Genomic DNA, 13,251 nt, shown 5'->3' with positions numbered 1-13,251 from the left:
GATAACTAAACTCCGATTGGACTTCTTTTTTTTAGCTAACGAAAGATCTCAAGATTATGATGCTTTTGGTCTTTTGTGTTTGCCAGGCTTTTTAATAAATGGGTTGATTTCATTGCCTTCTGAATCAAAGTATTGAACGTCTGCTTTTTTAGCTCCGCCTTTGACTTCAAGCTTTTGAATGTTTTCAGCCCCTTTTACAACAGAAACATTTTTATGCTTAATTTCGACTTTCTTCATTTTGTCACCTGAAAAATCATATTCTGATCCAGGAAGTCTCGGATGCAGCGTGACATCAATTTCTTTAAAACCTTTTCCGGAGAATGTAACGTCCGTTCCGCGGATCGTAATGTCCTTCACTTTGCTTTTCTTATCTGCGACAATTTTAACGTCGTTTTCAAAAATCATAACGCGCTTGTCTTTATAATCGCTTAGATTAATGATCTTCTGCTCATCTGGATCTGGTTCAACTTCGTCTGCCAGGTTGATTTGAGCAAGAAGCGGATCATGGTCACTAGATCTTCCATGTTCTTCCATGAAATCAGAATTAATGTGGACAATATCAAACTGAGAACGATCCTTCAGGTTATTCGACACAAGAATGTGATCAAGCACTTGTGCATTGCCCTCGTAGTTGTACGTATATCGTCTTTCCTTCTCAATTCCATCAACCAGGTTCGTCAGTTCTTCCCCTTTAAGTGCTTCTATAGGAGCCGAGAATTCAAAATCATTCATATCTCCAAGCACCACTACATTGGCATCCGGTGTTTGCTCTTTAATATCCTTAACAAACCCATTCACCATTGTTGCAAGTTCAACCCGTTGTGCTTCACTGCCTAAGAATGGAGGCTGATTTTGCCCGAAAAGAGGCTGATCCCCACTTTTTGAATTTAAGTGATTAACGATGACAATCACTTCTTCTCCCTTAAAGTCAAACTCTGCAACAAGTGATTTTCGTGTATCTACAAATTTAGATGGGGAAATACGTCCTGGATTTAATGTTAAATTTCCATCCACGTAATCAACCGCTTCTGTAGCTGAACCGGCTGTTCCTTCTGTTAGTTCTGTCCGTTCAGGATTATAAAGGAAGCCATTTCGGATATTGCCTCCCGGCTGCCCGCCATCCTGTTTATCCTCAGGTGCAATTTCTGTGTAGGCATATTCCGGTCCGCCCAGGCGCACAATCTCATCAATTAAACGCTGATAGCTTTCCGATGCTGATACAGTTCCGTCATCTGTTGGACCGTTGCTGTCCTGAACCTCTGTTAATCCAATAATGTCCGGCGAATTCAGGTCGGTGATAAATGACTGGGCGATTCTTGTCACTTTTTCATCGCTAGTAGCTGAAGAATTCGCTGAGAAATTTTCGATATTGTACGCAGCCACTGAAAGTTCCTCATCATTTGGAACGATCGTTGTAGCTGCCGGCTCAAGACCTCCATCGCTAAATGTCGGTGCAGTTCCGTTTCCAACCAGCACTTTGTACTTACCATATCCGAAGCTCATTACGCCTGAGGCTGGTGTTGCCAGTTCATCACCCGTTTTAGCAACCAGGTTTTCATCGTTAACATCGAGCGTAACCCGCTCAGGATTATAATCATCTTCTTTTAAAATGGCACCGCCGGCACGGGAATAAACTTCATCCCCACGGTTAGTAATTACTGCAAGCTCTCCATATTTTTGAGGCCCGCTGACTGTGCCTTCTACTACTTCTACCCGCATTCCTTCAATACTTTCATAAAAATCAATTCCATCTTCCTCAGGTTCAAATGCTGTCAAATTATCATTATCAATAATTTGAGTAGGAACCTCAATACCATCCGGTCCGCCGATCACAACCGGTTCCGGCAACTCGACAGAATCCGCTTCCTTCGCTACTGCAGAAGCATTGATTTGAGTAATAGGAAGGTCATTTTGCGCACGGTCATCATACCCTTCTACGAAGTACTCCATTACCGTACCGCTTGCTTTCACATGATTTCCAACTGCCATTCCATGACTCGGACGATAAACGAGTATCCCTTCAGATGTACGTGGATCTTCATCTGGTTCAATCGATTGCATATAAAAGCTATTTCCATTCACGACATAGGTAACTACACCCTGCACATCCGCTACTGCCAAATCCTCATAGTCAGAATAGTGGTCCGCACCTTGAATATCATGAATTCGAATTTCATCTTTTTGAATAATGTAGTTAAATTCAACAACTTTACTTGGCGTCATCCCATCTTTTACAGCGATCGCTTTTAGCGTAGTGTCTTCTGAGATTTCAACGCCGCCTGAATATTTCTCACTGGATGTTGAAGGATCTGATCCGTCCGTAGTGTAATAGATCTCTGCACCTTCAGTCATCGTTGTTAATGTAATTTCGTCACCTGAGGCTACGAATCCGCCTGCTGGACTTGCTTGAACAAGACTTACCTGATTTGAATCAAACACAACGTCAGCAGCTGTTCTTGGAACGAGCTGATACGTTCCTCTGAATTCTCCAACCACTCCTGTTACAGATTCATATGTGCTGTCAGTATCAAGTGTTATTTCAGGATCAACAGGACGAATGACAATTGGGTTGCCGTTTTCATCCACACCATTGTAATTTCCGCTTGCAAAAGACTCGACTGCAACAGTAGAGGCTTCTACCAGCATTCCTTCTAATTCTTCTGTCAGCCCTTCTTCAGGAATTTCAACAGCGGCAGGGATTTCTTCCTGACCTGCAACCGTTACATCTTCCTGAGCTGCACTGATTTGTGCCAGTCCATTATAATCTTCAAGTACACCCAATACATCAATAACATCACCAGGCTCAGGCTGAGCAGCAGAACGCACAACAATTCCTGCTTCATCATCCTGCATGTAGATATTATTGGCTCCGCCTTGTGCAAAAACTGCCGTTACAGTTCCCTGCGTAGAAACGGTGCTGCCTGTATCCTGTTCTCTTGCTTCGCGAATGGTAGAGGCTTCAACCACATTGTATGTATAGGTCGCCATCTCACTGTCATCAAGACCATCTGCTTTGGCATAAACCTCAAATTCAGCATCTTCATTAATCTCAATGGCACCTGTATAAAGCATTTCTTCTCCGTCATTTAGCGTATAGTAGATTTCAGCATCCGGTGTGGAGGTTGAAAAAGAAACGCTTTCCCCTTTAAGCACTTGGCCGCTTGGAATGCTTGCCTGAACAGCTGAAACTTTCGTAGGGTCTGCATCATTAGAAGACCATGTGATATTATCCAGTACAATTTGAGAATTCGATTGCACCTTTTTAAATTCCAAAGTAAAAGGACCTTCAACATCCAGATTGTCAAATGTAAATGTCGACGGGCCTTCTCCGGCAAGAACATTGCCTGTTGTACCAATTAATTCGTCATTCACATACACTTCCAGCAGACGCGCATTTGTTGTGGTAAATGCTGCTTTCGTGTCCACTGTTAAAGAGGAGATTCCCCCTTCAATTGGAGAGGATACAATTCCTTTTCCAGCATCACGAAACATAATTCCATTCCCATCAATATTAAATGATGAGTCGCTGTTGGAAATCCGTCCTCCTGTATATGTCCAATCGATTCCATTGACTCCGGTAAAGGATCCATCAACGTAGCTGGAACCTGACAAATCAAGGGTATCAAACGTTTCCGTGACGGTTGCAACTGCTCTGGATACAGAAGCAAAAGGAGTCAGAAGACTTAAAATCATAACAAGTACAACCAAACGAGCAACTTGCTTTGAGACACGATTCATCTTTGCACTCAACCTCCATAGTAAGATATTCGAACATCTACTATGTTATAAGAATAGTTCTTCTCTCACCATAGACAATGGAAAATTTTACGAATAATTAATACTAACTTCCTCATTGCTTGATTCTTCCTGGTTCTTTTAACACTAAATTTACAACAATGAAAACAATTACTAATTCTTTAGAATTATGAAGTCTAATGTCAAGAAGATCTGTGTTAAAAGCTTGTAAATGCTTTGCCACACTAAAGGGGCCAGGCCCCTTTAGTGTGGCAAAGCATCTCCAAAGAACAGATTCCTTGCTTTCACCCCCCTACCTTCCTTTAGAATAAAAAGACCCTTTTAAGATCGCTTAATCGGGATATTGAAATTGGAGGTTTTAGAATGTCTAATATACAAGGAAAAGTTGTCATTATTACAGGGGCTTCAAGCGGAATCGGAGAAGAAACGGCTAAACTGCTTAGCAGCAAAGGAGCCAAAGTGGTTCTGGCAGCAAGAAGTGAGGACAAGTTAAAAGACCTTCAGGAATCGATTAAACAAGAAGGCGGAGAAGCCATCTATAAGGTGACGGATGTGACTTCTGTTGAAGAAGTAGATGCTCTTGCTAAATACGCTAATGAAACGTACGGCAAAGTAGATGTCCTGTTAAACAATGCAGGATTAATGCCACTATCTTTATTGAACAAACGAAAAATTGATGAATGGAATACCATGATTGATGTAAATATTAAGGGCGTGCTGAACGGGATTGCAGCTGTTCTTCCTTACATGAGAGAAAAGAAGGAAGGCCATGTGATTAATATCTCTTCTGTTGCGGGACATGAAATTGCACCAGGGAGCTCTGTTTACAGCGCGACGAAATTTGCGGTTCGCGCCATTACTGAGGGACTCCGTCTGGAAGAATCGAAGGAAAGCAATATCCGTGCAACCATTATTTCACCAGGAGCAGTACAAACACCGCTAAAAGAAACAATTACAGATGAAGATGTAAAATCTTCCATTGACGAAGTATATAATGAAGCAATAAATCCTGACAGCATCGCACGCACCATCGCATTTGCCATTGAAGAGCCGGCTGATGTTGCCATCAATGAAATTCTTGTTCGTCCGACTGTGCAGGAATGGTAAAATAATTAAAAAGCCAGCGCCCTTTGCTTAAAGGGACTGGCTTTTTTCATTCCTTTTTACCGACAATTCCATAAAAGAAAATATTCGTGATTTCTTCAGTAAGCGGCAAAATTTTTGCGTAGACATCCTCACGCTGAACATAGTCCTTCAGCATTTGCACATAAAACATAATCGCTTCATTCGATAGGTCCTGATCAATATACCCTTGCTCTTTCCCCTCCTGAAACAGCTTTGAAAAATAAGGAACCGCTTTTTCGTTGTAAATCCTCTCTATGTAGTTTCCTTCTTTTGAATATTCCTGCATAAGATGCTGATAAAATTCTTCATTTAGCTGTGAGGCAACTGCCTGCTTGTTAAAAATAATCTGTTGAATTTTCTCATGAAATGGTGCTTCACTTTTAATAATCATTTCAAATTTTTCAAACGACTGATCAACATAATAAATAAAGACATCGTGAATAAGTTTATGTTTATTGTCAAAATAATTATAAATCGTTACCTGAGAAACCTTCGCTGTTTTTGCGATTTCAGCAATCGAGACTTTTTGAATGCCAAAATCCATAAAAAGACGCAAGGCTGCTTCTAATATATTTTGTTTCTTCTGCTCTCTTCTTCGTTGAAAACCATCCATCTTACTCACCTCTATTTTTTATCATAATAAAAATTATGTAATAAAACAATTAATATAGTTCATAATCTATTGTAATAAGCTTCTTTTTTGTATATTATGAACTATATAAGTACAAATATTTTATATCTTTTATAGATAAGGTCTATCAGTATCTAAAGGAGGCTCTCAAATGACGGTACTTCGTACAAGCAATTTAACAAAGAAGTTTGGCAAATTCACTGCATTAAACGGCGTGGACCTGGAGGTAAAAAGGGGTGAAGTCGTTGGGTTTATTGGACCAAACGGTGCAGGAAAATCCACAGCGATCCGAATCTTGCTCGGAATTATCAAACCAACTTCCGGAGAGGCGCAGATCTTCGGCCGTAATGTCTGGAAGGATGCAGTCGAGATTCACTCTAAGGTCGCTTATGTTCCTGGAGACGTAAATTTGTGGCCGAATTTGACAGGCGGCGAGGTTATCGATTTGTTTATGAAGCTGCGTGGCGGATCAAATAAAAGCCGGAGGGATGCGCTTATTCAGCGTTTTAATCTTGACCCGTCCAAAAAATGCCGTACGTACTCCAAGGGGAACCGCCAAAAAACTGCACTGATTGCGGCCTTCGCTTCAGAGACAGATCTATATATATTGGATGAACCTACTTCAGGGCTTGATCCATTAATGGAAAATGTTTTTCAAGAATGCGTCCTTGAAGCAAAGGCTGCCGGCAAAAGCATTCTCCTTTCGAGCCACATTCTTTCTGAAGTAGAAAAACTCTGTGACAAGATCGCGATTATTCGGCAAGGAGCCATTATCGAATCAGGAACCTTAGAAGAATTGCGGCACTTGACGCGCACTCAGCTCCTGGTTGAAACGCAGCATTCCATAACAGATTTGCAAGAAATGCATGGGGTTTATGATATCGAAACAAATGAACATGGCGCCCTTTCTTTTCAAATTGACTCTGAAGCACTTGATTCAGTGATCAAGCATATCAGCCAGTTTGGACTTATGAAATTGGAAAGCTCCCCTCCGACACTCGAGGATCTATTTATGAAGCATTACGAAGTAAATAAAGATGCTTCAAAAAAAGGAGCAGGAGGCGTTTCATAATGTGGAAAGAAGAATTTCACAAGACAGGCAGCATGATCTGGTTTCTTGTAAAAAGAGATCGTTTGCGGTTACCGGTATGGGTCCTTTCATTATGGTTTCTTACCATGATCACAGCTTTTTCCTTTTCGGATTTATATTCATCTCAAGAAGAAAGACAGGCGCTGGCGGAAACGATGCAAAACCCTGCAATGACCGCGATGGTGGGACCGGGATATGGTCTCGATCATTACACAATTGGCGCAATGATGTCCCATCAAATGCTTTTATTCTCAGCGATACTCGTTGCGATCATGAATATATTGCTTATGGTACGGCATACAAGAACAGATGAAGAAGAAGGACGAATTGAACTCATCCGTTCACTGCCGGTAGGACGCGCTTCTTCTCTGGCAGCGGCCATGTTGGTTTTGCTTGCGGCAAACGTGCTGCTCGCTCTTTTCATTGGAATAGGTTTATACAGCCTCGGAATTGAGAGCATTGACTTAAACGGTTCACTGCTTTATGGAGCTGCATTGGGGTCTATCGGTTTCTTCTTTTCTGCTGTTTCTGCTCTATTTGCACAACTCTCTCAACATTCAAGAGGTGCTGTGGGCTATTCCTTGGCCATCCTGGGTATCTCGTACATTCTGCGGGCAATTGGTGATGTCAGCAATGAAACGCTGTCCTGGTTCTCACCATTAGGGTGGGCAACAGGAACGAAAGCTTATGTGGTCAATGATTGGTGGCCGGTTGTGCTTGCCGGTGCAATTTCAATTTTTATTGCTGCTGGCGCTTTATACTTGAACCGGCTGCGGGATGTGGGATCAGGATTCTTACCATCAAAGCCGGGGAAGAAGCATGCTTCAATTGGATTACTTAGTCCGCTCGGGTTATCCCTTCGCCTTCAGCGCACAAGCATTATTTCCTGGGCAATCGGCATGTACCTGTTAGGCGTTTCCTATGGCTCGGTCCTGGGAGACCTGGAAGCCTTTTTTGCAAGTAGTGATATGATGAGCGAAATGCTTCCTGCCGTCGAAGGCTTATCACTCACAGAACAATTTTTGACGATGATCATGGCCGTTATATCAATGATCTGCACCGTTCCCGCTTTACTCTTCATGCTGAAAGTAAAAGGAGAAGAAAAACAAGGGCGAACCGAGCACCTTCTGGCAAGGTCCGTATCCAGGTGGAAGCTGCTTGGCAGTTATGCTATACTCTCTTTTTTCTTTAGCTTTGTGATGGTTCTTTTGGCAGTAACAGGATTGTGGAGTGCCGCCTATTCAACGATGGAGGATCCTGTATCCTTTTACTCCCTCTTCAAAGGAGCAATCGTTTATCTACCTGCGATCTGGGTGATGATTGGAACAGCCATTTTCTTAATTGGTTTTTTTCCGGCTCTCTCAAGTCTTTCCCTGTTCTACTTGGCATACTCCTTTTTTATCGTTTACTTGGGAGGGATGATGCAGTTTCCGGAATGGCTCAGCAATCTTTCTCCATTTGGACATGTCCCTCAAATTCCGATGGAGGAGTTTGACCTGACAGCAGTCCTGCTTCTCTTTTTCACAGCTGCCGTCCTTTCTGCAGGCGGTTTTGCCGGTTATCGCAACCGTGACAGTATAGGGTGATGGATCCTTTTTAATAGCAGCCCCAATGCGAGTGCGCTGCGACTATGTTTACTCTTTCACAAGAAGGGAAAGTTCTTGTATAAAGTAAATATAGGAGGAGTTATCAATGGGAAGACTTTCGAATAAAACAGCTGTTATCACAGGTGCTGCAACAGGAATCGGCCAGGCAACCGCAGAGGTTTTTGCCAATGAAGGTGCGACCGTCATTTGTGCAGATATTAAAACAGAAGAACTGCAATCGACGATTGAAAAAATCCAGTTATCCGGAGGAAACGCAGAAGCATTTGATGTGGATGTATCGAGTGAGGATAGTGTTAGAGCGTTTGCTGACCGTCTAAAGGAGAAGTACGGAACAATAGATGTTTTGTTTAACAATGCCGGAGTCGATGAACAAGGCGGAAAAGTTCATGAATATCCTGTAGAATTATTTGATCGCATTATGGCAGTAGATTTGCGCGGGACCTTTTTATGCAGTAAGTACCTGATTCCGTTCATGCTTGAAAAAGGCGGTTCCATTATTAATAATGGTTCCATGTCCGGCCACGCGGCTGATCTGGACCGGTCAGGATATAATGCAGCGAAAGGCGGGATTATCAACTTTACAAAAGGCATGGCGATTGATTATGCACGAAATGGCATCCGTGTAAATTCTCTATCCCCAGGAACTATCGAAACGCCGCTGATTGACGAACTTGTCGGCAGCAAGCAGGAAAAAATGGGAAAAGAATTCCGGGAAGCGAATAAATGGATAACCCCAATGGGCAGACTCGGTCAGCCAAAAGAAATGGCAACTGTCGCTTTGTTTCTGGCATCTGATGACAGCTCATATGTAACTGGAGAAGACATAAAAGCAGATGGCGGCATCATGGCTTATACGTGGCCTGGTAAAATGCTGATCGAAGAAGATGAATGGAAAAAAGGAACAAAGTAAATCAGATATGCTTCCATTTTTGAGCCTGGGACAAATAGATCCCAGGCTCTTTTAGCGTTTCAGGTGATCGCTTTCCACTCACCTTCTACCAAATGAGATCGACTTTGGTTAAATAATCCACCCGGTTTATGTGAGCCTCATTGCTGCTCTTCTTTTATTTGTCCCAGCAACGAAAGAACGGAACCCACTGCTTGAATCCAGCTCCCATATACGCCCATTTGCTCGTAGTAAATACTCTCAGACATTGGTTGATCCCCTGATTTTTTCAACTCATATATACCCGATATTGCCTGCATTGAGTTACCGATTGCCTGCAGCAGATTTCCAATGATGGCTTCAGCCTGACCGGGTGCAGAACCATCAGAAACCTCGTCTGCCAAAGAAACAAGGCCCCCTAATGCCTGGATCCAGTTCCCCGTATTGACAAGCCTCGCATTATTGATTTCATCACTCACCTGAACCAGCCCTGCAATAACAGTCACGTTTCCCACAGCCTGAAGTTCGTTTCCTGTTTTTTCAAGTGAAGGCCCTTCCTGTCCGTCTGCCTCAAGAGCATTGCCAGAGGCTTGCAAAACATTCCCCCATAGATTATAGGCATCTTTCTTGTTCTCAGGCAGAGGGAGAGAGGGCGTACTGCCCACTGCTGAAATAATCGTGCCAACTGCTGCGATGGCAGCCCCAAAAACTTCTTTGAACTGATTATCCAAGCAGATCCCCCTCTCTCTATTTAGTTAGTTTATTCAATTTCTGAAAAAGGGAACACTTTCATTTCATTCTGCATGATACATGGCATTGATCGTTTCAAGTTTTTCTGTCAACTCCTCTATTCTGATAAAGCGGGCTTCCCTCAACACTTCTCTCCCTTCTGCATACAAAAGGAGAACAGGCACAGTGAAAATTGAAAACTGGCCAGCGATCTCTTTAACCTTCCCCACATCAGCATGGTAAAATTTTATGTCTGGAAAGGTATCCATCACCCCTTGAACTTTAGGCAATAAAGCATGACAGACGCTGCAGTTCTCTTTTGATAAATACATCAGCAGGACGTTCTCACCTGCAATAGCAGCTTCTGCTTCCTGAAAAGACGTTAGTTTAATTGCTTGTCTCAAAATAAATCACTCCACTTCTTTTTTAAAAATTATGCTATAGAAAATGATACCTTTATTAAGGGACTCATGTACGTTTAGTACTATGGATTGTTTCAGAGAAATAATTCCTTCTACCTTCCAATTCATCTCATTTACGCTGATTAGGTCATCGTAGTGGAGATGTCATATCGTTGCATGAATTTAAAAACAACTTTATACTAAATAGAGTACCGTTTTTTAGGAGGTTAAACGTTTTGTCCATTCCATATAATGTATCATCAGACCATGCTTCTTTGATTACTGCCTCCAAGAGAATTTTTACGATTATCTGTGAGCGCCTGGATGTAAACACAGCCTATGTTACAAAAAAAGGCTCGAGCGCGATGACAGTGCTTAGTTCCTTTAATAAAGAGGATGAAATTATTCCGGAGGGCTACTCTGTTGAATACGATGGCACATACTGCCGCTTGATTATTGCGGATCCGGAAAGTGCTATGACTACCGAAAACCTTATGAGCAATGAAGTAACAAAAGAATTAGAGGTTACCCCTCAGCTTAATGTTAAAGGGTTTTTAGGTGTTACACTGCGAAATTTGCAGGGCGAAGTATTTGGCACTCTTTGTGTAATGGATAAAGAAGAAAAAGACTTCAGTCAAGCGGATATAGATTATCTGCATGCGATGGCGGAGGTTTTGGCTCACACCATTGAATTAGACCAAACTACATATAATATGGGATTCCTGACTGTCCCGATCATTCCGATTACAACAGGTATTTCCATTCTGTCCATCCAGGGAATTATTGATGAAAACCGGGCACAGAAAATCCTTCAATCCGTTCTTGATTACGGGAGCAGCCAGCAAATTCACCACTTTATTATTGATTTGTCGGGCTTAATTATTTTAGACGGTATTTTTCCAAATGTATTGATCAATCTTGTGAAATCTCTTCAATTGATGGGCATTCAAACCATTGTTACAGGAATATCACCTGAAATTGCGAAATACGATATGAACAATGGCCAGGAGCTTTCAACACTGGATACCGAAATCGTTCGTAATTTAGAGGCCGCTCTTGCTTCCATTGGATTTTACCTGATGGAAAAAGATGAGCAGTAAATAATTAGAATAAGCCGCCGCACACTCAAGATTTTTGAGCATGTATGGCGGCTGATCTAAATATTTATCCTGATAAGTATTCAGGTTTTTGTGGATTGGATGGATCATTTCCTTATTTTTAACCCCCATTGGATTTACGCCAGACTCGCTCTATTCTCCTTTTACACCTTTGATTGCATCTGAGATTTATTCATCCTGCCAAGAATCTGAAAGATACCGATAAGAACAAACAGCAGCACAATCGTTAAATACCAGGGAAGCTCTGTAATCACTTGTCCAAATGCTGTATAAAAGACAGCCGGCATAATCAGCCCTAATAAAGAAAAATACATGTATTCTTTAAAAGATGCAGACATTTCGATTAAGTACAGAGATAAAAGATGAAAATGAACGAAGGGCATGATCCGCAGCACCATTACCTGAGATACAGTGACTTTTCGATCTTTAAATACTTTGTATTTGAGCCCGGTCAGCTTCTTTTTAAAACCCGGAAATTTATGAACCAACAAATACGATAATAAGCTCATCAAGGAAAGTCCGATGAACGATAGCAATGAGCCTTCTAAAAAACCAAATAACACGCCCCCTGCTATACACACCACGATGACCGGTAAAAAGAAAAATGGCCGTAAAACATGAAGTAAAACAAAAAGAACTGGCGCCAGCCAACCAGCAGATTCAATAAAAACCTCTAAGGATTGATCAAACTGATCCATATGACCACTCCTATCTGTATAAAATAGTACTCATTCCGAAACTACCCTTTGTCTTCCCTCTATTGAGACAGTTAAAGTTTATTTTTAAAAAAACCTCATAATTCAAAATAAACGTTATATTCATCATTTCGTCAATAGTGCAATTTCCGTATTTCGCATGAATTGAAAGAAAATTGAATCTTTTTAAAAACTTGCTCGTAATACTACTATACACCATTATAAAGCATGAAAATTCCAAATTTTAAAAAGGAGGAATCATTATGTTTGCTAAAGGAAACGATTTAATCATGGGGAAAATGTTAACTATTTTGCTATTGGCGGCTCTTAGTCTTATCATTGCCGGTTGTTCAATCACCGGGGCAGCTGACAGCAGCGAGGCAGCACAAACAAAAGAAGCAGCGGATAAAAATCCAGAGACTATTCAGACGGTAATCGAAAAAGTATTCAATGCGCCAGACGATACATTCAGGGAATTAAATGCTGCAGCAATGGAGGCACAAAAATCCTTGAAGGACCAGGAAGAATTTGATGAATTTATGGAAACACCTGTTTATCAAGAACTTGAAGCCTATAAAGAGGCTGAATATGGACAATATTTTACGGATAATGGATATGAGACGTTTCTCTCGACCGGTTCTGCTTTTACCTATAGCTGGTATGATGGTAATTTCAAAATGAATCCATTTGATATAGAGATTACTCAAAGTGAAAATCACTCTGCTCTGTATCATTTTACTTTCCAAGTGAACTATGAAAATGAAGAGGGCGAAACAGAGAACTATCATTTTGAGGGAAAAGCAAACATGCCGGAAGAAGGGAAAATAGCGGAGATTGCGTTTAATGATAAGGATGGACTGCAGCAGGAACTAAATGGTGAATAGCTGTTGAACTAAAGGGTAACTTTAACACTGCCTTATGAAGGCGGTGTTTTTGTTTTAAAAAAGAAGGGGGACCATTTCATTCTTACGATTCAATACTCATATAGAAATTATACCCCCTGTCCAACACGCTCCTGCAAATGCTGCCCGGAAATCTTTTAAAAAGGTTTGTTTAAGGAATCTATAATCTTTTAGAATATATTTTACTCTCCTCATATCATTGAACGGATCCACAAAAAAACCTTATATAAACGTTTTAAGGTCAATCAACTATTCGTTTCAGCTTAGAAATTTAGTTTTAAAGCAGCCTTTTATTAGATACAGTCCTCTTA

At 41.3% G+C, this 13,251-nt stretch carries 11 protein-coding genes; 6 read left to right on the top strand and 5 right to left on the bottom strand.

What is annotated here, in order from left to right:
* Nucleotides 1-54: 54 nt before the first annotated feature.
* Nucleotides 55-3,738 carry a chitobiase/beta-hexosaminidase C-terminal domain-containing protein gene (locus ACQCT8_RS07690; protein WP_426869936.1) on the bottom strand — a complete coding sequence of 1,228 codons (3,684 nt, stop codon included), beginning with the start codon at nucleotides 3,736-3,738 and terminating at the stop codon, nucleotides 55-57.
* A gap of 381 nt (nucleotides 3,739-4,119) precedes the next feature.
* On the opposite strand from ACQCT8_RS07690, the gene ACQCT8_RS07685 reads away from it, so the two are divergent.
* The gene (locus ACQCT8_RS07685; RefSeq protein WP_426869934.1) at nucleotides 4,120-4,863 is read left to right on the top strand and encodes an SDR family oxidoreductase; all 744 of its coding nucleotides are present in this window, start codon (nucleotides 4,120-4,122) and stop codon (nucleotides 4,861-4,863) included.
* A 46-nt stretch (nucleotides 4,864-4,909) separates the two neighbouring features.
* Here the strand turns inward: ACQCT8_RS07685 and ACQCT8_RS07680 are convergent, their stop codons facing one another.
* On the bottom strand, nucleotides 4,910-5,494 hold the full coding sequence (locus ACQCT8_RS07680; RefSeq protein ID WP_426869932.1) for a TetR/AcrR family transcriptional regulator: 585 nt from the start codon (nucleotides 5,492-5,494) through the stop codon (nucleotides 4,910-4,912).
* 169 nt (nucleotides 5,495-5,663) lie between these two features.
* Here ACQCT8_RS07680 and ACQCT8_RS07675 point away from each other — a divergent pair, with 169 nt between their 5' ends.
* From ACQCT8_RS07675 to ACQCT8_RS07665, 3 genes are all read left to right on the top strand, one after another.
* Nucleotides 5,664-6,584: an ATP-binding cassette domain-containing protein gene (locus tag ACQCT8_RS07675; RefSeq protein WP_426869930.1), complete on the top strand. Its 921-nt coding sequence runs from the start codon at nucleotides 5,664-5,666 to the stop codon at nucleotides 6,582-6,584.
* A complete protein-coding gene (locus ACQCT8_RS07670; RefSeq protein ID WP_426869928.1) occupies nucleotides 6,584-8,188 on the top strand; it encodes an ABC transporter permease in 1,605 nt (534 codons plus the stop codon). The genes ACQCT8_RS07675 and ACQCT8_RS07670 overlap by 1 nt, the downstream gene beginning before the upstream one ends.
* A 106-nt stretch (nucleotides 8,189-8,294) precedes the next feature.
* The gene (locus tag ACQCT8_RS07665; RefSeq protein WP_426869926.1) at nucleotides 8,295-9,119 is read left to right on the top strand and encodes an SDR family oxidoreductase; all 825 of its coding nucleotides are present in this window, start codon (nucleotides 8,295-8,297) and stop codon (nucleotides 9,117-9,119) included.
* Between the two features lie 137 nt (nucleotides 9,120-9,256).
* Here the strand turns inward: ACQCT8_RS07665 and ACQCT8_RS07660 are convergent, their stop codons facing one another.
* Complete coding sequence (locus tag ACQCT8_RS07660; RefSeq protein ID WP_426869925.1) at nucleotides 9,257-9,826, bottom strand: DUF6944 family repetitive protein; 570 nt, start codon at nucleotides 9,824-9,826, stop codon at nucleotides 9,257-9,259.
* Nucleotides 9,827-9,889: 63 nt separating this feature from the next.
* Nucleotides 9,890-10,228, bottom strand: a complete 339-nt coding sequence (locus ACQCT8_RS07655; protein ID WP_426869923.1) for a thioredoxin family protein — start codon at nucleotides 10,226-10,228, stop codon at nucleotides 9,890-9,892.
* Nucleotides 10,229-10,461: 233 nt separating this feature from the next.
* On the opposite strand from ACQCT8_RS07655, the gene ACQCT8_RS07650 reads away from it, so the two are divergent.
* Entirely contained in the window at nucleotides 10,462-11,325 is an 864-nt protein-coding gene (locus ACQCT8_RS07650; RefSeq protein WP_426869921.1) for an STAS domain-containing protein, read from the top strand.
* A 161-nt stretch (nucleotides 11,326-11,486) separates the two neighbouring features.
* Here ACQCT8_RS07650 and ACQCT8_RS07645 read toward each other — a convergent pair whose 3' ends face one another.
* Nucleotides 11,487-12,041, bottom strand: coding sequence for a TVP38/TMEM64 family protein (locus ACQCT8_RS07645; protein WP_426869919.1), 555 nt, complete (start codon nucleotides 12,039-12,041; stop codon nucleotides 11,487-11,489).
* A 260-nt stretch (nucleotides 12,042-12,301) separates the two neighbouring features.
* On the opposite strand from ACQCT8_RS07645, the gene ACQCT8_RS07640 reads away from it, so the two are divergent.
* Nucleotides 12,302-12,922 carry a hypothetical protein gene (locus ACQCT8_RS07640; protein ID WP_426869917.1) on the top strand — a complete coding sequence of 207 codons (621 nt, stop codon included), beginning with the start codon at nucleotides 12,302-12,304 and terminating at the stop codon, nucleotides 12,920-12,922.
* Nucleotides 12,923-13,251: the final 329 nt, after the last annotated feature.

It is taken from the genome of Jeotgalibacillus proteolyticus (assembly GCF_050107735.1).
Classification (GTDB): Bacteria; Bacillota; Bacilli; order Bacillales; family Jeotgalibacillaceae; genus Jeotgalibacillus; species Jeotgalibacillus proteolyticus_A.
This window is presented reverse-complemented; position numbering and strand designations above follow the sequence as displayed.

Bases quoted from the DNA above. Each gene is read 5' to 3' on its own strand.
- ACQCT8_RS07665 (WP_426869926.1), top strand. From the start codon at position 8,295: ATGGGAAGACTTTCGAATAAAACAGCTGTTATCACAGGTGCTGCAACA.
- ACQCT8_RS07645 (WP_426869919.1), bottom strand. From the start codon at position 12,041: ATGGATCAGTTTGATCAATCCTTAGAGGTTTTTATTGAATCTGCTGGT.
- ACQCT8_RS07685 (WP_426869934.1), top strand. From the start codon at position 4,120: ATGTCTAATATACAAGGAAAAGTTGTCATTATTACAGGGGCTTCAAGC.
- ACQCT8_RS07675 (WP_426869930.1), top strand. From the start codon at position 5,664: ATGACGGTACTTCGTACAAGCAATTTAACAAAGAAGTTTGGCAAATTC.
- ACQCT8_RS07690 (WP_426869936.1), bottom strand. From the start codon at position 3,738: ATGAATCGTGTCTCAAAGCAAGTTGCTCGTTTGGTTGTACTTGTTATG.
- ACQCT8_RS07680 (WP_426869932.1), bottom strand. From the start codon at position 5,494: ATGGATGGTTTTCAACGAAGAAGAGAGCAGAAGAAACAAAATATATTA.
- ACQCT8_RS07640 (WP_426869917.1), top strand. From the start codon at position 12,302: ATGTTTGCTAAAGGAAACGATTTAATCATGGGGAAAATGTTAACTATT.
- ACQCT8_RS07670 (WP_426869928.1), top strand. From the start codon at position 6,584: ATGTGGAAAGAAGAATTTCACAAGACAGGCAGCATGATCTGGTTTCTT.